Origin of the sequence: Ensifer sp. ZNC0028, from assembly GCF_000799055.1 — a bacterium.
In the GTDB taxonomy this organism is placed as follows: Bacteria; Pseudomonadota; Alphaproteobacteria; order Rhizobiales; family Rhizobiaceae; genus Ensifer.
The window spans coordinates 1-21,075 of the sequence record NZ_JTLA01000163.1; the positions used below are offsets into that span (position 1 = coordinate 1).

The 21,075-nt window shown below is 63.1% G+C and carries 16 protein-coding genes, 1 pseudogene and 1 riboswitch; of the genes and pseudogenes, 7 read left to right on the forward strand and 10 right to left on the reverse strand.

The features are described from left to right. The 3 genes from L981_RS30880 to L981_RS30890 all read right to left on the reverse strand — a co-directional run. On the reverse strand, positions 1–1,282 hold a 1,282-nt coding region (locus tag L981_RS30880), incomplete at its 3' end, for a methyl-accepting chemotaxis protein (RefSeq protein WP_245281754.1). Positions 1,283–1,672: 390 nt separating this feature from the next. Continuing rightward, positions 1,673–2,425 (reverse strand): crotonase/enoyl-CoA hydratase family protein, encoded by a 753-nt coding sequence (locus L981_RS30885; RefSeq protein WP_043625913.1) that lies wholly within the window; start codon positions 2,423–2,425, stop codon positions 1,673–1,675. Positions 2,426–2,436: 11 nt separating this feature from the next. Then, positions 2,437–4,218 (reverse strand): acyl-CoA dehydrogenase, encoded by a 1,782-nt coding sequence (locus L981_RS30890; protein WP_043625916.1) that lies wholly within the window; start codon positions 4,216–4,218, stop codon positions 2,437–2,439. A gap of 286 nt (positions 4,219–4,504) precedes the next feature. Here L981_RS30890 and L981_RS30895 point away from each other — a divergent pair, with 286 nt between their 5' ends. Both L981_RS30895 and L981_RS30900 read left to right on the forward strand, forming a co-directional pair. Further along, a complete protein-coding gene (locus L981_RS30895; protein WP_043625919.1) occupies positions 4,505–5,494 on the forward strand; it encodes a transporter in 990 nt (329 codons plus the stop codon). A 75-nt stretch (positions 5,495–5,569) separates the two neighbouring features. Further along, the gene (locus tag L981_RS30900; RefSeq protein ID WP_043625922.1) at positions 5,570–6,004 is read left to right on the forward strand and encodes a VOC family protein; all 435 of its coding nucleotides are present in this window, start codon (positions 5,570–5,572) and stop codon (positions 6,002–6,004) included. Positions 6,005–6,134: 130 nt separating this feature from the next. Here the strand turns inward: L981_RS30900 and L981_RS30905 are convergent, their stop codons facing one another. Then, entirely contained in the window at positions 6,135–6,587 is a 453-nt protein-coding gene (locus L981_RS30905) for a BA14K family protein (RefSeq protein ID WP_371258917.1), read from the reverse strand. Positions 6,588–6,960: 373 nt separating this feature from the next. Between L981_RS30905 and L981_RS30910 the strand changes: the two are divergent. Further along, a pseudogene (locus L981_RS30910) lies at positions 6,961–7,998 on the forward strand (glycoside hydrolase family 25 protein); the annotation flags it as partial. 221 nt (positions 7,999–8,219) lie between these two features. Here L981_RS30910 and L981_RS30915 read toward each other — a convergent pair. Beyond that, positions 8,220–9,314 carry a hybrid-cluster NAD(P)-dependent oxidoreductase gene (locus L981_RS30915; protein WP_043625925.1) on the reverse strand — a complete coding sequence of 365 codons (1,095 nt, stop codon included), beginning with the start codon at positions 9,312–9,314 and terminating at the stop codon, positions 8,220–8,222. A 1-nt stretch (position 9,315) separates the two neighbouring features. After that, on the reverse strand, positions 9,316–10,560 hold the full coding sequence (locus tag L981_RS30920; protein ID WP_043625928.1) for an aromatic ring-hydroxylating dioxygenase subunit alpha: 1,245 nt from the start codon (positions 10,558–10,560) through the stop codon (positions 9,316–9,318). 103 nt (positions 10,561–10,663) lie between these two features. Further along, a riboswitch (cobalamin riboswitch) is annotated at positions 10,664–10,865 on the reverse strand. 317 nt (positions 10,866–11,182) lie between these two features. Between L981_RS30920 and L981_RS30925 the strand changes: the two genes are divergently transcribed. The 3 genes from L981_RS30925 (at position 11,183) to L981_RS30935 (ending at position 14,410) form a co-directional block, all read left to right on the forward strand. Then, a complete protein-coding gene (locus L981_RS30925; protein ID WP_043625931.1) occupies positions 11,183–11,782 on the forward strand; it encodes a DUF6656 family protein in 600 nt (199 codons plus the stop codon). Positions 11,783–11,859: 77 nt separating this feature from the next. Continuing rightward, a complete protein-coding gene (locus tag L981_RS30930; protein WP_043625934.1) occupies positions 11,860–12,834 on the forward strand; it encodes an L-threonylcarbamoyladenylate synthase in 975 nt (324 codons plus the stop codon). Positions 12,835–12,976: 142 nt separating this feature from the next. Further along, positions 12,977–14,410, forward strand: coding sequence for an FAD-binding oxidoreductase (locus L981_RS30935; RefSeq protein ID WP_043625937.1), 1,434 nt, complete (start codon positions 12,977–12,979; stop codon positions 14,408–14,410). A 71-nt stretch (positions 14,411–14,481) separates the two neighbouring features. Here the strand turns inward: L981_RS30935 and L981_RS30940 are convergent, their stop codons facing one another. Next, the gene (locus tag L981_RS30940) at positions 14,482–16,956 is read right to left on the reverse strand and encodes a DUF1217 domain-containing protein (protein WP_043625939.1); all 2,475 of its coding nucleotides are present in this window, start codon (positions 16,954–16,956) and stop codon (positions 14,482–14,484) included. A 344-nt stretch (positions 16,957–17,300) separates the two neighbouring features. On the opposite strand from L981_RS30940, the gene L981_RS30945 reads away from it, so the two are divergent. Further along, the gene (locus L981_RS30945) at positions 17,301–17,867 is read left to right on the forward strand and encodes a DUF6101 family protein (RefSeq protein ID WP_034801118.1); all 567 of its coding nucleotides are present in this window, start codon (positions 17,301–17,303) and stop codon (positions 17,865–17,867) included. A 357-nt stretch (positions 17,868–18,224) separates the two neighbouring features. On the opposite strand, the gene ubiA is transcribed toward L981_RS30945, so the two are convergent. The 3 genes from ubiA to L981_RS30960 form a co-directional block, all read right to left on the reverse strand. Further along, on the reverse strand, positions 18,225–19,184 hold the full coding sequence (gene ubiA, locus L981_RS30950) for a 4-hydroxybenzoate octaprenyltransferase (protein WP_043625941.1): 960 nt from the start codon (positions 19,182–19,184) through the stop codon (positions 18,225–18,227). Between the two features lie 74 nt (positions 19,185–19,258). Then, positions 19,259–20,065: a MipA/OmpV family protein gene (locus L981_RS30955; protein ID WP_052202116.1), complete on the reverse strand. Its 807-nt coding sequence runs from the start codon at positions 20,063–20,065 to the stop codon at positions 19,259–19,261. A 169-nt stretch (positions 20,066–20,234) separates the two neighbouring features. Then, the gene (locus L981_RS30960; RefSeq protein ID WP_043625944.1) at positions 20,235–21,050 is read right to left on the reverse strand and encodes a helix-turn-helix domain-containing protein; all 816 of its coding nucleotides are present in this window, start codon (positions 21,048–21,050) and stop codon (positions 20,235–20,237) included. Positions 21,051–21,075 lie beyond the last annotated feature (25 nt).

Consider the following 21,075-nt stretch of genomic DNA (forward strand, 5'->3'; position numbering starts at 1 on the left):
CGACGGCGCAGAGCGTGTCGTGCAGCTTGGCGACCGAGTTGTTGAAGTCGGCGCGCAGGCGATCGAGACGATCGGCGAAGGGGTTGTCGATGCGGTAGGCGAGATCGCCATCGGCAAGGCGGCCAAGGCCTGTCGCCAGGCCATCGACGGCCACCTGGATTTCCGCCGCGTCACGCGCCTTCTGCGCCTCACGCTCAAGACGTTCGCGCTCCGACAGCGAGCGGTTCGCATCCGCTTCGCTCTCAAGGCGTGCACGCTCGACGGCATTGGCCTTGAACACGGCGACGGCGGCGGCCATGGAGCCGATCTGGTCGGTCCGCTCTTCGCCGGGGATCTCGACGTTATGGTTGCCCGAAGCGAGCTTTTCCATCGCGCCGGTCATGTCCGTAACCGGACGGATGACGAGGCGGTTGAGGAAGGTCGCGAGGAACACGAGCATCACGCCGACCGCAAGGATCGTGGCGATGGTCGCGGCAATGCGGAACTGATCGATCGCCGAATACGCGGCATCGGCGTCGATAACGAAGCCGACATACCATTCGACCGAGGGCAGGCCCTGGACCGGAACGAAGCTCACCAGCATCGGCTTGCCGTCGAGCTCGGTGTTCATGATGCCGGTGCCGATTGCCGGCGTGTCGATCGGGAAGGCATCGGCAAGCGACTTGGTGACGAGCTTTGCATCGGGATGGACGAGGATCTGGCCGTCCTTGCTCGCGAGGAAGGCAAAGCCCTCGCCGCCGACATCGACGCCCTTGATCATGGTCACCAGGGTTTCGAGCGAGAAGTCGCTGGCGGCAACACCGTAGAGCTTGCCGTCGCGCTTGACCGGCACGGCGGCGCTGATGATCAGCGCGCCGCTGGACGCGTCGACATAGGGTTCGGTCAGCACGCGGGCGTCAGCCTTGACGGCCTGCTGGTACCAGGGGCGCTGGCGCGGGTCGTAGCCGGCCGGCATCGGATTATCCGGCCAGGTGATGAACTTGCCGCTCTCATTGCCGACATAGGTCGACATGAACTCGCTGGTCAGAACGTCGTTCTTCAGGATCGGCTGGACGGCGCTGTCATCAGCGACATTGCCGGTGGCATCCGCAACCATTGCCGTCAGCGTGACGCGGCCGTTCAGCCACTTGGCAACGCTCTGGGCGGCTTGCGTGCCGGAGGAGGCAATGTTCTCCTCGACGGCTTTGGTGGTGGTGGCACGCTGCAGGCTGTCGATGTATACGGAAAAGCCGGCGAAGGCGCCGACGACGACACAGGACGCGGCAACAAGGATGCGCGTCATGAGGTTCGATCGCTTGGACAAGATGGGCTCCCAATGGGTGCCGGCGGCGACCGCCGGACATGAGCTCTTGATGATTTTCGCGCAGCATCGTTCGTCCGTCGGAAAGACGGCGCGCAGAGGCTGACGGGAAAACGTTGAACATGCCAGAAGGCGGAAACAGCCATGCTTCATGCGGCTGGAGCCATCCGAAAGAGGATAGGCCTATCGCGCAGGACGCTAGCGATCGCTATTTAAGAAGCGATTAAAATTGACATATGCAAGTTCGCGATGGCGGCGGCAACGCGATCTTTACCGTCGGGTGGCTAAGACCGCGCCCCCGAACACGAAAAAGGGGCGCCACGAGGGCACCCGCAATCACGTTTGCAAGGTTTTTCCAGAACCCATTTCGCCCTAGCGGCGCATGAAGGCCTCGAAGGCGGCGCGCGCTTCGGCGCTCTTCAGCTGTGCGGCAAAGTGTTTGGCTTCCTCGTCGATCCGCGCCAGCACGTCGCTCCGGTCGCCGCGCACGAGATCGCGGGCGATGCGCAGCGCTTCCGGCGGTTTCTTGGCGAGGCGGGCGGCAACAGCGAGCGTTTCACTCTCGACCGCATCCGCGCCGACAATCTTCCAGATCAGCCCGGCGTCGAGCGCGCCCTTGGCATCGAACGGTTCGCCGGCTGCAAGCAGCGCGAAGGCGCGCTGGTGGCCCATGATGCGCGGCGCGATCAGGCTCGATGCCGCCTCGGGCACCAACGCCAGATCGACGAACGGCGTCTTGAAGACAGAACGTTCAGACGAGATCGTCAGGTCGCAGTGGAGATGGATCGTCGTGCCGATGCCGATCGCCAGGCCGTCTACGCCCGAGACGATGGGCTTGGTCGCGGTCGCAAGTGCCTTCAGGAACGCGATTACCTCATTGCCCATGGAGCCGCCCATGGCGAAGGCGAGGAAATCGGCCATGTCGTTGCCGGCGGAAAAGCAACCGTCGGTGCCGAGGAAAGCGGTCGCACGCACCGCCGGATCGCTGGAGGCGACCGTCAGCGCGTTGGTCATCTTCGCGTACATGTCGCGGGTGATGGCGTTCTTCTTTTCCGGCCGGTTGAAGCGGATCACCTGGACGCCGGGATGGGCTTCCGGCCGCTCGATGAGCACGTGGTCGGTCATGGATATTCCTCTCAAGCCAGAACGGCGCGCGCCACAGCCAGGCTGTCGGCGCCATTGACGACACGATCCTTAAGCGCGGCGGTTTCCGCGAGAAGGTTTTCCGCGGTGAAGCGGCAGAGCGCGATGCGCTGGTCTTCCTTGCCGTCGGCAGCTTCGGCGAGGCCGCCCTTGGCGAGATAGGCGCCCGTCAGCACCAGGCCAAAGAGACGCTGGTAAGCGGTGGCGCCGGCCAGCGCTTCGGCAAGCTTTCCACCGGCGACGGCCGCGATCAGCCATTCGGTCGCAGCCGCGAGATCGTCGAGCGAAACCTCAAGCCGGGCGGCGGTTTCGCCAAACCCGTCGCGGTTGGAGGCGCGCACCGCTGCGGCGATGTCGCGCAGTTCGACAATGAAGCCGCGGACGTGGCCGCCGTCGGAGAGCGGCAGCTTGCGGGTGACGAGGTCGATCGCCTGGATGCCGTTGGTGCCTTCGTAGATCGGGGCGATGCGGGCGTCACGCAGGTAGCGGGCGGCACCGGTTTCTTCGATAAAGCCCATGCCGCCATGGACCTGGATGCCGAGCGAGGCGACGTCGACGCCGGCATCGGTCGAGAAGGATTTGGCGATCGGCGTCAGCAGGCTGGAGCGCTCCTGCCAGAACTTCGCTTTCTCGCTTTCAGCCGCGTGCCCCATGTCGACGGCGTGGGCGCAGGCATAGGAGATCGCGCGGGAACCCTGCGTCAGCGCCTTCATCGTCAGGAGCATGCGGGCGACATCCGGGTGTTCGATGATCGGGCTCATGCCCTGCCCCGCCCATCCGGGCGCCTTGCCCTGGGTGCGCTCCTTGGCAAAGGCGATCGCTTTTTGGGTCGCGGCATCGGCGATGGCCACACCCTGCATGCCGACCGCGAGGCGGGCGTTGTTCATCATCGTGAACATGCAGGCGAGACCGCGGTTTTCCTCACCGATCAGATAGCCGATCGCGCCCTTTTCAGCCCCGAACTTACCGTCGCCATAGATCATCGTGCAGGTGGGCGATCCATGGATGCCGAGCTTGTGCTCGAGCGAATGGCAGAAGAGATCGTTGCGTTCGCCGAGCGAACCATCCGCGTTGACCAGAAATTTCGGCACGAGGAACAACGAGATGCCGCGGGTCCCGGCCGGTGCGTCCGGAAGGCGCGCCAGCACCAGATGGACGATGTTGTCGGTGAAATCGTGTTCGCCCCAGGTGATGAAGATCTTCTGGCCGAAGATGCGGTAGCTGCCGTCGTCGCGGCGCTCGGCGCGGGTCTTGAGCACACCGAGGTCGGAGCCGGCATGCGGTTCTGTGAGGTTCATCGTGCCGGTCCATTCGCCGGAGACCATCTTCGGCAGATAGATGGCCTTGAGTTTATCGGAGCCGTGCTTCTCCAGCGCTTCGACGGCGCCCATCGTCAGCGTCGGCCCAAGCGCAAACGCCATCGAGCCGGCGTTCCACATTTCCATTGCGGCGACGTGCAGCATGTGCGGCAGCTTCTGGCCGCCGAATTCTTCCGGCGCCGTCAGCCCATTCCAGCCGCCGGCGATCCAGTTGTGATAGAGGTCGCGCCAGCCATCCGGGGTCTCGACCTTGCCTTCGACCAGGCGCGAGCCCTGCCTGTCGCCGATGTCGCCAAGCGGCGCCACCTCTTCCGTCGCGAACCGGCCGGCCTCGGAAAGAATGGCATCGACCAGGTCTTCGCCGAGATCGCCCAACGCGCCCGATTGCAGCGCATCGCCCATGCCGGCCACGTGCTTCAGCGTGAACGCGATCTCGTCGACGGGTGCCTTGTACATGATGATCCTCCCAGATAGCCAGGTCGCGCCGGGCGCTGCCTTGTGCGCCGAACACTATTGATTTTTACGTAAACGTCAACGTCAATTGCCGTCGGCATCCCGAGCATCGGGCCTCGGCCACCCGTAACAAAACTGTCATCAACGGCGCATAGAAGCCAAGACAGACAGTGCCGCACGTTGTCGAAGACGCGGCGGTAACTGTAGCACTTTGAATGGCTGCATGTTCTGCCCTTCCATTGCCAGCCATGGATCGGAACAGGCAGCCCACCCTGGACAAGGCGTTCAGATGAACCTGATTTCCCCCGAAATACCCGGCATCGTCTGGGCCTATCGTTTCGTGCCGGGCGAAAGCCGCTGCCAGCGCATCGCCACCGACGCCTCAATCGACAGCCTGCTTGAAGGCGACGGATGGGTGTGGGTTCATCTGGCGCTCTCGGACGCGCGAACGCCTGCGCTCATCGAGAGGATCGGCAACCTGCCGCCGCTCGCGGTCGCCACGCTGACGAGCCACGACACACAGGCCGCTATCACCGTTTCGGACGATATCGTGCACGGCACGCTCGTCGACTTCGAGCGCACCTTCGACGCGGTGACGAAGACGATCGGCTGGCTGCATTTCGCCGTGAGCGACCGCATCATCATCACCACGCGCCTGCATCCTTTGCGCAGCATCGATCGGGTCAAGGCGGCCGTCGAGAAGAGCACGAAATGTGCACGCCCGATCGACCTCTTCGAAATGATCGTCGTCGAATTCCAGCGCACGCTGATTTCGCTGGTTCTGGAGTTGACCGAGGACCTGAACGTCATCGAGGACCATGTCTATGGCGAGGCCGGGCATCGCCAGCAGCCGGGGCTTGCGCCGCTGCGCAGGACCGTGGTGCGGCTGCATCGGCACCTGCGCACGATCCTCGCCTTGCTGCGGCGTGCGGGCGCATCGGATGAGGACGAGGTGCCGCCGGGCTTCATCGACGCAGCGGAGCGGCTTTCCGACCGGCTGGAAGCGGTCGACCGCGACGTCTTTGCGCTGCAAGAGCGGGCACGGCTGCTGCATGAAGAGATCGACAGCAAGATCTCCTCGGAGACCAACCGGCATCTCTACATCCTGTCGCTGATGACTGCCTTCCTCTTGCCGCCCACGCTCGTCACCGGCTTCTTCGGCATGAACACCGGGGCGCTGCCCTTCGCCGACGGCACTGGCACGCTTTACGCAGCGCTGTTCATCGCACTCTCCATGGCCTTTGCCTGGTGGATTCTCCGGAGGATCGGCATTCTCTGAGACGCCGCTCGGAACCCTCACCTAGCGATCGGTGTTGAAGAGAGCAACCATAACGACACCGTGGAGATTGGAAGCATGGCGCTCAAGCGAATGGACAACATAGGCATCGTCGTCGAAGACCTCGAAGGGACGATCGATTTCTTTCGTGAACTTGGCCTTGAGCTCGAAGGTCGGGCGGAGATCGAAGGAGAATGGGCCGGGCGTGTTACCGGGCTCGGCGATCAGCATGTCGAAATTGCCATGATGCGCACGCCGGATGGCCATAGCAGGCTCGAGCTTTCCCGCTTCCTCGCGCCGCCGGTCGTCGCCGATCACCGCACGGCTCCGGTCAATGCGCTTGGCTACCTTCGCGTCATGTTCGCCGTCGACGACGTCGACGAGACGCTCGAGCGGCTTCGCAAACGCGGTGCGCAACTGGTCGGGGAAGTGGTCCAGTACAAGGACGCCTACCGGCTTTGCTACATCCGCGGGCCTGAAGGCCTGCTCATCGGGCTCGCCCAAGAACTTTAGCACCGCCAAGACAAGTTCTCGCCCGGGCACGACGGTGCTATCGGCCAGTCCCAGCGCGCGTAGTGAGGGGGCTCATGCGAAGCCCGGCGCAAAAAGGCCGGGAGCGGAAGCGCCCGGCCCTGCCTCCCCGTTAGCTATAGGGCGAATAGCACTGGCGGCGCGGACCGCCATAGGGCTGATAGGTATTGTCGTAGGCCCGGTAGGAGCGGTAGCGGTCGTAGCACCACTGCACATGGCGGCTGCCATAGACGGGCGCCGGACGCGTGTAGCGCGGCGGCTGGGCAATCGCCCCGCCGATGATGACGCCGGTGCCGAAGGCTGCCATCGGATACCACCAGCCATTGTAGTAGCGATAGCCAGGGCGGCGATAGTTATAACCGCGGTAGCCGTTGTAGTAATAATAGCCGCCGCGACGCTCCATGCCCGGTCTGCGATACTGGACATTGACCACATCGTTCTGCCGCTCGACGCGCGGCGGGGTCGGCGTGAAGGCCTGCGACGGGGCAGCCGACGTCACCAGCACGGCCGCCGCAACGGCCACGGAAAACCACCGGCCCATCCCGGACTTCAGCACGTTCTTCATCAAATCCCTCCATCACCGAAAGCATGTTGCGCGCCCCCGGCTTCGGGATGCCGCGACATTTCAACCTTTTCCATGATTTCACCCCGACCGAGGCCGATCCGGGGATGTCCCTCAGCCGGGAAATCCGAAATCGACCGATAACGCATAAGTCACCGGTTTTGTTCCATCTTCCGCGTCCTTTGGGATCAGGCCGCGCGGCCGACACCCGTTGCCGTGGCGCGCCTTGCCGCATCATCGACCACCTGCCGCGACCATGAAAGCAATTGCTTATATACAGCTGCAGGTCGGTATACATTCGCGCGCCGCTCCCGCACAGTCCGCGCGGGGGCTGGGATTTACGATGCGTTAACGATACTGTCGGCAATCTCAGAGAATGGCAAAGCGGTGTATCTCCACGACAGGGATGATTCTGCGCCTCGCGACCTTCATCGGTCTGGCTTTCGCGGCGGCGATCGCACGCGCCGGTGAACTGGAGCCCTGGAAGACCAAATCGAACGCCATCATCGTCGACGCCTATGAGATGAACAGCATCGACTGGGAAACGATGCTTGGCGACAAGCGCATTTCCGGCTTCATCGCCAAGGCCTCCGACGGCCTGCCCGAAAGCTTCTCCTGCACCGGCGACCACAACGGCGACACCTTCAACCACTGCAAGACCATGTGGCGCAAATACGCCGTCAGCCGCGAGCTCTACCAGACCCGCCGGATGATTGCCCGCTCGCACGGACTGCTGTGGGGTGCCTATCATCTTGCCCGTCCGGGCAATCCCGTCGACCAGGCGAACCATTTCCTTGATTACGCCGATCCGCGCGACGACGAACTGATGGTGCTCGATCTCGAAGGCATCGACCCGGACAAGTACATGTCGCTCGAGGACGCCGCCATCTTCGCCGGGCACATCAAGACCCGGACCGGGCGCTACCCGATCCTCTACACCAACCACATCACCGCCAAATACATCGCCGCGCACCGGGCCAAACACCGGCTGCTGTCGCGTCTGCCGCTCTGGTACGCCCGCTACAAGCCGGATATCCGCCAGGTCTTCCCGATGGGCAACTGGGACAGTTACGCGCTGTGGCAGTTCTCCTCGGGCATCAACTGCGGAAAGCGGCGCTGCCCCTACCGCGTGCCGGGAACGCTTGACGACATCGACGTGAACGTGGCGGCAATGTCGCCGCTGGCGCTGAAAGCGATCTGGGCACAGGGCGCCTTGCTGCCGGAAAAGCCACTACCGCTGATGCTCGTCGCCCAAGCCGAGCGGGGAACGGGCATGCAGGCGGTCGCACGGGCGACTGCGATCTTTAGCGAGCCGCTGCTCGTCAGCCGCGCCGACGCTGCGAGCGGCGTCGGCAGCGGCGTCGACATGATGGTGACCGGCTCGATCGATTTCGCCCGCCAGGAGCGCGCCCTGCAGGTGGCGATTGCCGGCAACGAAGCTGCCCAGGGCGCATGCCCGAAAACGGCGACCGGCACCGACGCCCCGGCAAGCGTTTCGGCCAATCAGATCCCCTGCAACGCGCCCTAAGCCTGTCGCGTGAAAAAGGATCTCGCGCCAGGCTTTAAGCTCTGATCCTTTATGCAGGTCGCTGCTGCAAAACCGCGGCGCACCTCTCGCGACATGCATTGACGCCCTCAGGCTTCGATCTGGACGTCGCCAAGCGGCCGTGAGCAGCAGGCGAGGATGTAACCCTCGTCGATCTCGTCGTCGAGAATGCCGCCATTGTGGATCATCTCGACCTCGCCCGCGACCTTCATCACCCGGCAGGTGCCGCAGATGCCGCCTTCGCAGGCAGCGCCGATGCGCACCCCATTGGCACGCGCCGCCTGCAGGATCGTCTGGCCGGGCTTGGCCTCGACCTCCTTGCCGCTCATGGTGAAGGCGACCTTGGCCACTTGGGCCTCGCCCTCGTCTCCGGCACCGGCGCGCACGGCGATCTCTTCCGCGGCGGGTGCCGCCGCCGGCTGGAAGCTCTCCTCGTGATAGCGGCCCATGTCGAAACCGGCCGATTTCAGCATCTCGCGCACGCCGCGCATGAAAGGCTCGGGGCCGCAGCAAAAGACGGTGCGGTCCATGAAATCGGGCGCAAGCAGCGGCAGCTTGGCGCCGTCGATACGGCCGCGCAATCCGTGCCAGCCGTGGCGCGCCTCATGCCCCTCGACGATGAAGCCGAGGTTCAGTCCGGACATCTGCGTGGCCAGGACTTCGAGTTCCGAACGGAACAGCAGATCGTCCGGCCGACGCGCACAGGAGATGAAGGTCACATCCGTTTCCGGGACGCAATCGGCCATCCAGCGGGTCATCGACATCATCGGCGTGATGCCTGAGCCGGCCGAGATGAACAGGTACTTGTCGCCGGGATGGCGCACGAAGCTGAAATCGCCGAGCGGACCGAAGGCCCGGAGCTTCATGCCCGGCTTCAGGTGGTCGAACATCCAGCGGGTGCCGATGCTGTCGGCCTGCGCCTTGACGGTCACGGCGATCGACAGCGGTCGCGACGGCGTCGACGACAGGGTGTAGGTGCGCATGACGGGTTCGTCGGCGACGGGCAGTTCGAGCGTCACGAACTGCCCGGGCAGATAACGGAACCAGGCCGGCTTTTCCGCCCGGAAAGTGAAGGTCATGACATCGGCGGTCTCGACGACAGCCGATGTGCATTCGAGCATCTGCTGCCGGTCGATCCAGACATGCAGCGCGTCGAAATGGTGAAACGAAGAGGCCATCTGCATGTCAGGCGACCCTTGAAAGCGGAGCCGCGTCGCCGGCAAGGCGCTGCTCCATGAACTTGCAGTACCACTCGACGAACTGCATCACGCCGCCTTCGTGCTCGGGCGAATAAGGACCGGGCTCATAGGCCGGCGAGCGGATGCCGAAGGCATTCTCCTCGACGATCTGGCGATCCTGATCGTTGGTCTCGGTCCAGACATGCGTCAGTTCCTCGAGATTGTAGTCGATGCCTTCGACCGCATCCTTGTTGACCAGCCACTTCGTCGTCACCTGGGTAAGTTCAGGCCCGAGCGGCAGCACACGGAAGGTGATGGCGTGGTCGGCGAGCACATGGTTCCAGGTGGTCGGGTAGTGGAACATCAGAAGCGTGCCGATCTGGCTCTGGGAAACATCGGCCGACAGGGCCCGCCTGACGGCGCGGGCGCCCGACATGGTGTAGCTTTCGGCATTGTCGACGAGCGGCATGCGGGCGGCGCGGAACTGGCCGGTCGGCGACATCCTGAATTCGCTCGGCAAGCCTTCGGCCTCGCATTTCGCCCAATGTTCGGCGATCACGGGATCATCCTTGGCGCCCTGCACTCCGGTCGCGGTCGGGGCTTCCGGATAGGTGCGGCAGAGTTCCGGGTGATTGGCGGCGCAATGGTAGCATTCGCGGTTGTTTTCCCAGACGAGCTTCCAGTTGCCCTTCTCGACGATGGTGCTTTCGAACGCGACCTTGGTTTCGCCGAGCTGGTGCGGCGCGAGATAGGGCAAGGCCATCTCGCGGAACGCCGTGAAATCCATCGGCTTTTCCGACAGGTTGATGAAGATGTAGCCGCCGACCGTTTCGCAATGGATCGGCTTCAGGCTGTGGGCTGCCTTGTCGAAATCCTCGCCCATCTGCCGGGCGAAGAGCAGCGAGCCGTCGAGTTCGTAGGTCCACTGGTGATAAGGACAGACGAGCTTGGCCGACGAGCCCTTCTGTTGCGTGCAGACGCGCGAGCCGCGATGGCGGCAGGAGTTGTGCAAAGCGCGGATCGTGCCCTGGCGATCGCGGGTGATGACAACGGGGTAGTCGCCGACCTGGACGGTGAAATAATTGCCGGCCCGCGGGATCTCGCAGTCATGGCCGATGAACAGCCAATCCTTGTACCAGATGTTTTCCAGATCCTGCCGATAGTAGTCGGGATCGATGTAGAAGGCCCGATCGAGGCTGTAGCCGTCGCGCCGGCCCTTCAGCTTTCGAAGCATATCGTTTCTGGTTTCCATGTCCTGTCCTCATGCGCCATGTCTTGGAGAGGCAGGACAGGAACCCGCACGGGCGCACGCCCATGCGTTGTCGGCTCCGATCCGGCTGCCCGCCGCAACCCGTTACGGTTATGTCCGTCAAGGCTGGTTTCCGGGCTCAGGAGCCGTCCCTTCGGACCAGCCCGGCGCCTTCCCGGACGAACCGTCCAGTGGCCTTTGCCGAGGCTTTCGCTCCACCACCGTTGCGGGGGCAGCGCCGGGATTTGACCGGCTTCCCAATTCTCCGCCTTCTCTTCGAAGACGGCACCTTGAGTAAGGATATGTAATCGCGGAAACCGCCCTGGCAGCTGCCGGATAGCGACATCCAATTCCAGAATGACGACACGGGAAAAACCGCCATCAACGGCGCCTGTCTTAGATTTTTTACACTACAAACATATAGATAGCCCACATCTTGGGCATTTGCCGCCTTTTGCGGCGCGGGCGGCGCAGACGCGGGAAAGGTTCGCCCGTTTGCGACATCCCGTCAGATAGGGAACGCTCATGATGCAGCCAGCAGGCAATCATTCATTAACCATGAGCCGCTAGCCTAGCCGGCGGACGAGAGAGGTCCTGCAGGCAGGCAGATGGCGCGCTGACGATCATGGCAAAGTTGAGATACTACGACGCGGCAGCCGAGGCGCCGCCGACAATCCCGCCGAAGACGGCGGTTCATACCGAATTCCTGCGCACGGGCCGGATCAATCGCAGGCAATGGGTGCCGAGCGAACGGCGCTACCTGAGCTATGAGGAAGTTGCGGACAGGACGGGCAAGAAGCTCAACACCGCCGGCGACACGACCCATAAGCGGATCAACGGCTTTCACACCTCGATCCAGTTCCCGAAGATGATCTTCCACCGCACGCTCGTCGGCCGGCCGCATCTCGGCTACTGTCACGTGACGGCGGCGCGCACGCCGGTCACGCCCTCCAAGGACATCACCTGGTCCTTCTACTTCGCCAACTTCTACTGCGACCTCGGCCATGAGACGCATTTTTTCGAAGGCATCCAGCCCGGCTATTCGCGCATGTATTTCGCCGTCGCCATCGAACCGGGCGCGGAAGCCGGCCAAATGGTCATCAACCGCAATTTTCGTGACAACGGTCTGCTGTTTCGCACCGACGATCCCAAGGTCGCGCTGAAAAACGTGCTGATGCTCGGTGCAAAGGACGACGCGTTGCGCCGCATCATCCGCAGCCTCTGAGCCGAGCCGGTTGCTTCAAAGAAAATCGTTCTGTTTTTCCGGTGCGTCCGTTATGGAAGCGTCGGAAAGGAAACGGCATGGCTGAGATCATCGATACGGATAGGGAACCGGACCGCGCGATCGCGCGCGCCTGCGCCGTTCTTGCCGAAGGCGAACCGGTCGCCATTCCGACCGAGACCGTCTACGGCCTTGCCGCCGACGCCACCAACCCTGATGCGATCAGCCGCATCTACGAGATGAAGGGGCGCCCGCGCTTCAATCCGCTGATCTCGCATGTCTCCGACGTGGCGATGGCCGAAGCCCATGTGCACTTCGATCCGGTTTCCCGGCAGCTGGCCGAAGCCTTCTGGCCCGGCCCGCTGACGCTGATCCTTCGGCAGCGCGCCGACAGCACGGTTCATGCGCTGGCGTCCGCCGGCCTCGACACGCTCGGCATCCGCATGCCCGACGGTTTCTCCCGCCGGGTCATCGCCCGCTTCGGACGGCCATTGGCTGCACCGAGCGCCAATACTTCAGGCAAGATCAGCCCGACCAGTGCGGCCCATGTGGAGGCCGATCTCGGTGGAAAACTGAAGCTGATCCTCGACGCCGGCCAGGCCCAGATCGGCCTTGAGTCGACAATCATCAAGGTCGATGGCGACGAGATCCGGCTGCTTCGGCCGGGCGGCCTCGATGCCGCCGAGATCGAACGCCTGCTCGACCGTCCGGTGATCCGGCCGGAGACGGCAGGAGCGACGATCGAGGCGCCGGGCATGCTCGCCTCGCACTATGCGCCCGGCGCTGCCGTCCGGCTCGATGCCGCCGAGGTGCATGCCGGCGAAGCCTTGATCCGTTTCGGCGGCAATCGGATCGCCGGCGAGGAACGAGCGGCCGTCGTTCTCGACCTCAGCCCGACCGGCAATCTGCGCGAAGCCGCCGCCAATCTCTTCGACTACATGAAGCGGGCGGATGCCAGCGGCGCAGAGACCATCGCCTTCGGGCCGATCCCTTCGGACGGGCTGGGGGAAGCCATCATCGATCGGTTGCAGCGGGCAGCCGCACCACGAGGCTAAAATAGTGTGCGGCATCTTCCGCGCACCCACTCTCACCGAACGGCACCAATTGCGGTTATGATCGCCGCCAACCAGGAACCGAGGATCACATCCTCAGATCGACCGATCCGATAGCGCACAGGCGCAACGCGAAGTGAGGCCCATGACCACCCTTCCCTCTCCCGAACTCATCGCCTCCTTCGCCGACATCGTCGGCAGCGCCAACGTGCTGAGGGCCGAACCGGACAAGGCGCGTTATCTCGTCGAATCGCGCGGACTTTACCGTGGCACGACGCCGATGGTGCTGCGTCCGGGCTCCGTCGACGAGGTCTCGCGCATCATGATGCTTGCGAGCGCCACCCGCACGGCGATCGTGCCGCAGGGCGGCAACACCGGCCACGTCGCCGGGCAGATCCCGCGGGAGGGCAAGGCGGACATCGTTCTTTCGCTGGAACGGCTGAACCGCATTCGCGACATCGATCCGGTCGGCAATGTCATCGTCGCCGATGCCGGCTGTATCCTTGCCGACATCCAGAAGGCGGCGGACGAGCACAATCGCCTGTTCCCGCTGTCGCTGGGCTCGGAAGGTTCGGCCCGCATCGGCGGCAACCTCTCCACCAATGCCGGCGGCACCGCCGTGCTTGCCTATGGCAACATGCGCCAGCTCTGCCTCGGCCTCGAGGTGGTGCTGCCGACCGGCGAAATCTGGGACGGGCTGCGCCGGTTGAAGAAGGACAATACCGGCTACGACCTGCGCGATCTCTTCATCGGTGCCGAAGGTACGCTCGGCGTGATCACCGGCGCCGTGCTCAAGCTCTTTCCGAAGCCGCTCGGGCATCAGGTCGCCTTTGCCGGGGTTGGCAGCGTCGAGCAAGCGCTCGCTTTGTTCGAAAAGGCGTCCAGCCTTTGCGGGCCGGCTTTGACCGGCTTCGAGCTGATGCCGCGGCTCGGCGTCGAATTCACCACCAAGCATATCTCGGGCGTTCGTGATCCGATGGAAACGGTCCATCCCTGGTACGCGCTGATCGATATCTCGACGTCCGATAGCGCCGATAGCGCGGAACGGATGGTGCAGGATCTGCTGGAGCAGGGATATGCGGCCGGCCTCGTCGAGAATGCCGTGATTGCCGCCAACGAGACACAGGCCAAGGCGCTGTGGCACATGCGCGAGAGCATGTCGCCGGCGCAGAAGCCCGAGGGCGGCTCGATCAAGCACGATGTCTCCGTGCCCGTCTCCAGCATTCCGGCCTTCATGAAGGAGGCGGATGCGGCCGTCATGAAAGCGATCCCCGGCGCGCGCATCTGCTCCTTCGGCCACATGGGCGACGGCAACATCCACTACAACATTTCGCAGCCTGTCGGTGCCGACAAGCAGGCCTTCCTCGACCGCTGGCGCGAAATCAACGCCATCGTCCACGGCATCGTGCTTGGGTATAACGGCTCGATCTCTGCCGAACACGGCATCGGCCAGCTGAAGCGTGACGAACTCGCCGAGGTCCGGGCGCCGATCGAAATCGAGCTGATGCAACGCATCAAGCACGCCTTCGATCCCGCTGGTATCATGAACCCCGACAAGGTGTTGCGCGCCGACCGATGACGACGGCCCGTCTTGCGCGGCGGGCTGCGAAGCAGCCGCCGCGCTCAAGCTCGGCCATCAGGCGGCTGACGTCAGCGGCCGCCTGCGCGTAGCTGCGAGAGCGTCATCAGCGTTTCGGCACTGACGCTGCCGCCCCCGCCGCCGGTCAGGATCGCGAGACCAGGCGAAACGTCCTGGTTGTTTTCGACGTCATAGAGTGCAGTGAAGCGCTGCAGCAGCTTGTCGATCTTCCCGGGCTCCTGCAATTCCTTGAGGTTGATCGTGCGCTCGATATAGGCCGCCTGGGCTTCGATCTTGGCGTTCTGCAAGCCCTCCGGCATGCTGTAGGCGGTCTTGATCACCTCGAACAGGGCGCGGTCGGCCAGGATGTCGTATGCCGTATTGATCTCCGGGGCCTTGCGCTTGAAGTAGAGCGCAAGACGAATGCCGCCGTTGTCGGCGCCTTCCCGTTCTTCGAGCGACTGGTTGAGGAAGAGATCGACCGTGGTGATGAGACCTCGACGGGTCTGGATCTGGCCTGCCTCGCCCCTGACGATCTTGCCGTCCTTGTCGAAGTTGAAGGACGAGACGATCTCGCGGTATTTCAGCCCGTTCGGGTCGGTGTTGATGAAACTCTTCGGATCTTCGAGATCCGACGTGAACATCTCCCTGAGATAATCGCTCTTGACCGTCTCGGGATCGATACCGGAGCCGACAAGGACCAGATCGACCAGTCGCCGGTTCTTCAGGAAGTCATCCAGCGTTTCGATCTTCGCGATCTCGGCGGTGTAGTATTTGGCTTCGTCCTGGGCCTTTTGCTTGGCGACCTTCTTCTCGTCTTCGGTCCCGAAGCGGGACTTGGCGATGATGTAGTCCCGCGCCGTGCTCATGATGTCGTTGTCGCTCTGCGCGAGTTTCGGCGCGCCGAGTGTTCCGTCCGGATTGAAATTGAACGCCTTCACGAGCTTGACGTAGCGCTCGTCACGCAGCGTGTTGGCATAGCTCCTGGGATCGTTGAGATCGCTGGTCAGGATGCGCTTCAGCTCACGCGTGCTCAGCCCCTCTTCTTCGAGCCCGAAGGCGCGCAGCGTGAACGTCAGCACGCCCTTGTCGGCAAGCAACTTGTCGACCGATTCCATCGAGTTGACCAAGAGCTTGAACCTCCTGACCACGGCTTCGTCTTCGGCATCGCCCTTGTCGTTGTAGCGCACCATGTAGCTGTCGGACGTCTTCTTCAACTGATCGGCGTCTTGGGCCGTCTTGCCCGGCTGCAGCGTGCCGTCGGGCTGGAAGTTGAAGGCCTTGTGCAGTTCCTTGAAGGCGGCATTGTACTCGCCGCCCTGTGTGTTGACGTAGCTGTTCGGGTCGTTGATGTCGCTGGTGAGGATGTTTTCGATCGTCGACGGCATCGTCGTCGATGCCTTGAGACCGAAGGCCGTGACGATGTAATTGAACAGCCGGGTTTCGCTTGTCAGCTCGGCGATGGTGGTGATGCCGGCGATCTTCTGTTCGTAGTATTCCTTGTTGAGCAGCGCCCCGGCGCCCGTCAGGCGCTCGCCCCCCAATGGCGTCTCCCCAGGTTTCTTGAAGACGTAGATATTGTTGAGTTCCGTCTTCTTTGCGTCGCTGATCGCCTTCCCGCCAGCCGGCACGCTGCCGTCGGGGTTGAAGTTGAAGAAATTCTTCATGGCGATATAGGTGTCGAGATTGCGGATGCGTCCGTTCAGCGTGTTCAATTCCTGTCCGAGCGACGTCATCAGCGCCGGCGCCTGGTCGCGTGGCGGCAGCTTGGCATCGAGATCGGCGACGATGGCGTTCTGTTCGTCGATCTTCGCCTGAATCGCCGGCTTGTCGGCAGCGGGCGCCTCCGCCAGTTCGGCGGTCAGCTTGTCGATCGCACCGAGAGTCTTGATCCGCGTGTCGAGATCCGTATACAGCTTGAGCGCTTCATCCCGTCTCGTCGCTGCGGCGAACCTGGCGTTGCCCAGGTCCGCAGAACTGGTGGTCAGCCCGTCGCGAACTTCCGTGTAGTTGAATGTCTTCGGGTCCAGGTCGAAAACCGTAAACGCAAACGAGCGCAGCCTTTCGTTGCCGAGGAATTGATCGACATCGGTAACGAGGTCCATGGCCGCGCCAAAATAGGCCATCTCGCCCCGCATGACCGTGTCGAGACTGGCGATGCGCTCGTTGTAGAGACCGATCAGCGCATCCTGCTGTGCGTTGGTTTGAGCCACCGGTTTCGACGAGCTGAAGCTGAAGGCCTGCGCGAAGTTGCGGTAGCGTTCATCGGTGAGACGGTTGGCAAAGCTGTTTTCGTCCGAAAGGTCGCTTTCCAGGACCTTGCGCATGAAGGCCTTGGCATAGGTCATGTCCTCCAGGCCATGCGCTTTCATCGCGTATGAGTAGAGTCGATAGTCGTCCAGAAACTCCTCGACAGTTTTCACACTGCCGATGTTCTCTTTATAATATTCGGCTTCACGCGCGATCTGCGGCTGCTGGGCAATGCGGTTGAGGCTGCTCCTCATGTCCCGCGTGATGCGACTGTAGTCGAGATAGGTCGATACCATGCCCTGGCGCCTCGTCGGTTACCCATGGGGACAGGCCGGACCCGAGCCCCGAAACAGAATTCTGACGCGTCATGATTGCAGAGCTGGCTTGCGTGTGGCTTTTCCCGGCCGTTCGAGCGACAGCGCAGGTGCGCCTGATCGGAACGAATGCAGCCGCACTGTTGACGAAACGGAAACCCTGACCGGTCGGCTTTTGCTAACCATCGAAAAACGCAAAGTTTTCTTAACCGCGAATTTTAAGTCGTTCGGAAAGGGCGCCGCCTATTCTCCTGCTCATAGAGGACGAAAAAGTCCCGACGAGAAGACCGGAAACCGGCTCTCAAGGAAAAACAAGGGCGATTGAAATGCGCAACACACTCTCTCAACCCGCATGGGTCGAAAACACGCTCCGTCTTGATCCGCAGCGCTTTCCACAGCAGGCGAGCTACGCTTTGCGCGGTCACACCGGTAATGTCACGATCAGCCTGGACGAGCGTGGCGCAGTTCTGCGCAAGGTGCTACCATCGAGCGGCCTGCCGCTTTCGATCGCACTGCCGGCGCGCGCATTCAAGGGGGTCGCGGCTCGCGCGATCGATCACGGCGACGGAGACGTTACAGTGACGCTGGAACTTCATCACGACGACCCGGACCTCTGTGTCCCGCTGCTCGTCGCACACGACCTGTCCGACATCGCGGCCGACTGGCGCGCCTGGGCAGAAGCTTACCGCATTCCGATGCTGATGGTCGAAGCGGATGGCGTGGCAAGGCCGCTCGAAGAGCACCTTGGCGACGTACGCACCGCGCCCGTCAAGCCGCGCCGCCGCCACTCCTTCTTCGCCGAGCGCCGCCCGCGCTTCCTCGTGCGCCGTTCCACCGGCACGCTTGGCGTACACATGAAGATCGACGGGCGCGAGATCATCGCCCGCAGCTAATTGCAGAGCCTACCTCCAGCGCGACAGCCGGCCGTTCCCTGCGGCCGGCTGTCGCGTTTGGTGCGGTCAGATCTGTCGGGATATTTCCTGCGGGCACGCGTGCCCTCACGGCGTTGCCGCCTCCCCCGACGATTTACCGGATGTTCCCCCGGAAACAGTCGCATCGCCTTCTTCGTGCCATATGGGCTTCATAGCCAAGACCACGAAAGAAGGAGAAACCCGATGCGCAAGCACATCGCCTCAATCGTTGCCGCCGTCCTGTCCAGCTTCCGTGCGCGTCACGAGGCAAAGAAGCGCAAGGCCGCCCGCGACATCAGCTGGGCCTGAGATTTTTGCAGGCCCGCAACGGAGGATTTTTCATATCAGGCGCAGGAGAAGCGCCAGCACCAGCCCGGCGAAGATGATCAGGCCGACGATGCCGTTGAACTTGAACAGCGCCAGGCACTGTGCGGGATCGTGAATGTTCAGGACGAGGATTTGATAGGTCAGCATCGCCGCTGCGATCAGGAGACCGACATAGGCAACCGCACCGGCGCCGGCTGCGACGAGGGACAGAAGGACAAGCAGCGTCGCAATGCCGTAAAGGCCGATCAGCCACGGGCGCGGGTTTTCACCGAAGCGCCGCGCCGTCGAGCGCACGCCGATCAGTTCATCGTCTTCCTTGTCCTGGTAAGCGTAGATCGTGTCGTAACCGATCGTCCAGGCGATGGCCGCGCCGTAAAGCAGAACGGCGGCCAAGGAGAGCGTGCCGAACTCGGCCGCCCAGCCCATCAGCGCTCCCCACGAGAACGCCAGCCCCAGGAAAAACTGCGGCCAGTCGGTAAAGCGCTTTGCGAATGGGTAGATCGCGACGATCGCCAGCGACAGGATGCCGAGCACGATCGAGAAGGTGTTGAACTGCAACAGCACCACAAGGCCGACGAGCGCCTGCAGCACCATGAACACCTTGGCCTGAAGGCGCGAAACACGACCCGACGGCAGCGGCCGCGAGCGGGTGCGGGCAACTTCCATGTCGATGTCGTGATCGACGATGTCGTTGTAGGTGCAGCCGGCGCCACGCATGGCGATGGCACCGACGGTGAACAGGAAGCAATGGAACAGGAAGCGGCCGAAGGAGAATTGATCGGCGCTTGCCGCCGTACCCGACGCCAGGGCCACGGACCAGAGGCAGGGCAATAAAAGCAATTGCCAGCCGATCGGACGGTCCCAACGAGCAAGCTGCGCATAGGGCCAGAGCGCGCGCGGCAGCACGCGATAAACCCAGTTGTTGGACGGCGCGTCCTGAACGCGGCCGGAATCGGCAGAGATTGTGTTCATATCCCTGTTTGACGCCGCAGGCCCGACCGGTCAAGCGGCGAGATCGCCGCCGACCACGGGAGGAAAACGCCCGATCAGGGGAGCGTGAAGTCGAAGCGGTAGGTTGCCGACAGACCGACGAGAACCTGGTTGCGGCTGCCGCGTTCGCGAACGAGGCTGGAATCGGCTGCCGGACCAAGCAGGCGCTTGTATTCGGCATAGGCGCTCGTCTCGAGCTTTTCGGTTGCCTGCCAGGTGATCGCGGCACCGACGCCGGCCGAGCCGACGCCGCCATGCGGCGAGTACTGGCTGAGGCCGGAGGCTGCAGCCTCGCGGCCGTTCACGCCGTAGTAGGCCGTGTAGTAGCCGCTGGTGGCCGCCGACAGGCGCGGGCCGCCGGAAATGCGGACATTGCTGCTGACATCGGTAAAGGCGTCCGCCGCGACATCGGCGACGACGCCGTGGTGGCTGCGAATGCCCTGCCGGACCTCGGCGCGCACACGCAGCCAGTCGGTCGGATAGACCTCGGCAAAGCCGCCGGCTTCACCGCCGAACTTGATCGGATCAAGTCCCTTGAGATCGCTCGACGTGCCGGCATCGCGTTCGAAGATCAGCTTGCCGACGAGACCGGCGCGGAAGCTGCCCTGGTCGACCAGCGCATAGGACATGTTGTCGTTGCGCGAGGAGAAGCGGACAGTGCTGCCGGCCTTGCCGAGCGAGATCAGCGGGGCAGCCTGGAACATGCGCTTGGAAGCGCCTTCGTATTTCGGGCCGTAGAAGCCGGTGGCGCCGACCTTCAGGTACCAGTCGCCGGACCAGAAATGTTGGCCGTCGCCGGCGGAGGCGGCATTTGCCGAGAGCAAAAGGGTTCCAGAAAGGAAAACAAGAGAACGGATACGCAAGAAACAACTCCGGAAGATACATTCGCCGGGGCGAAATTGGCCGTGCCGTCGGGCCGAAGGAGGGAGTGGGCAGGAACGGCACAGGGCGAGTTATTGGCCCTTGTTCCTACGATTCCGTTAACCAGGTCAATTCAGCTTTCGTTTCCCATGAGCGCTTATCTGCCCGCAATCACTGGCCGAGATAGGTCTTCAGATAGACGCTCGGAGGGCTGCCGAGCATGCGGCGGAACATCGTCGTAAAGGCTGCGACGTTCTCATAGCCGGCATCGAGCGCCACATTGATGATCGGTTCGCCGTCGGCCAAAAGCGGCAACGAGGCGAAGATGCAGGCCTGCTGGCGCCAGGTGACGAAGCTGACGCCCGTCTCGTTGCGAAAAAGCCGCGTGAACGAGCGGCGGCTGAGACCCAGCCTGTCGGCCCACTGGTCGATGCTGGCGGCCGCCGATGGCGCCTGCAGGAACTGGCGGCAGAGCGCCGCAAGCCTTTCATCGCGCGGGAACGGCAGGCCGAGCGGGCGCTCCTGCAGCCGGCCGATTTCCTCCAGAAGCAGATCGGTCACCAATTGTTCGCGCCGCTCCGACATCGCCTCGTTCTCGACGCTGACGAGGGCATCGACGAGGCTGCCGGCCAAAGGATTGATTTCCATGACCATCGGCCGCTCGGCGCGCAAAAGGTCCGGCGCAAAATAGATCGAGTGCATGCGCACGTCGCTGATCATCTCAGCCGAATGCTCCATGCCCGCCGGGATCAGAAGGGCGTGGCCGGGCGGCACCATCCAGCGCCCGCGCTCGGTGCGCATCAGCACGACGCCACCACGCGCCCACCAGAGCTGGGTCCGGGTGTGTTTGTGAAAAGGCACGAGGAGGCCGGCATTGTAATCCCGTCCGAGCGCGAGCACCGGGGCGTTTCCCGTCTCGACCCAGTCGAGGTTCCGGAAGTGATCGTCATCGGGAAGCTGCGGCAGCGGATATCGGCGGATCGGCATTTGGCCCACTCACGAAAGAAATCGA

Excerpts from the sequence above, each read along its gene's own strand:
- L981_RS30945 (WP_034801118.1), top strand. The coding sequence starts at position 17,301 with ATGCGCAACACACTCTCTCAACCCGCATGGGTCGAAAACACGCTCCGT.
- L981_RS30885 (WP_043625913.1), bottom strand. The coding sequence starts at position 2,425 with ATGACCGACCACGTGCTCATCGAGCGGCCGGAAGCCCATCCCGGCGTC.
- L981_RS30925 (WP_043625931.1), top strand. The coding sequence starts at position 11,183 with ATGGCAAAGTTGAGATACTACGACGCGGCAGCCGAGGCGCCGCCGACA.
- L981_RS30940 (WP_043625939.1), bottom strand. The coding sequence starts at position 16,956 with ATGGTATCGACCTATCTCGACTACAGTCGCATCACGCGGGACATGAGG.
- ubiA (WP_043625941.1), bottom strand. The coding sequence starts at position 19,184 with ATGAACACAATCTCTGCCGATTCCGGCCGCGTTCAGGACGCGCCGTCC.
- L981_RS30915 (WP_043625925.1), bottom strand. The coding sequence starts at position 9,314 with ATGCAGATGGCCTCTTCGTTTCACCATTTCGACGCGCTGCATGTCTGG.
- L981_RS30890 (WP_043625916.1), bottom strand. The coding sequence starts at position 4,218 with ATGTACAAGGCACCCGTCGACGAGATCGCGTTCACGCTGAAGCACGTG.
- L981_RS30900 (WP_043625922.1), top strand. The coding sequence starts at position 5,570 with ATGGCGCTCAAGCGAATGGACAACATAGGCATCGTCGTCGAAGACCTC.
- L981_RS30935 (WP_043625937.1), top strand. The coding sequence starts at position 12,977 with ATGACCACCCTTCCCTCTCCCGAACTCATCGCCTCCTTCGCCGACATC.
- L981_RS30960 (WP_043625944.1), bottom strand. The coding sequence starts at position 21,050 with ATGCCGATCCGCCGATATCCGCTGCCGCAGCTTCCCGATGACGATCAC.
- L981_RS30920 (WP_043625928.1), bottom strand. The coding sequence starts at position 10,560 with ATGGAAACCAGAAACGATATGCTTCGAAAGCTGAAGGGCCGGCGCGAC.
- L981_RS30930 (WP_043625934.1), top strand. The coding sequence starts at position 11,860 with ATGGCTGAGATCATCGATACGGATAGGGAACCGGACCGCGCGATCGCG.
- L981_RS30905 (WP_371258917.1), bottom strand. The coding sequence starts at position 6,587 with ATGAAGAACGTGCTGAAGTCCGGGATGGGCCGGTGGTTTTCCGTGGCC.
- L981_RS30895 (WP_043625919.1), top strand. The coding sequence starts at position 4,505 with ATGAACCTGATTTCCCCCGAAATACCCGGCATCGTCTGGGCCTATCGT.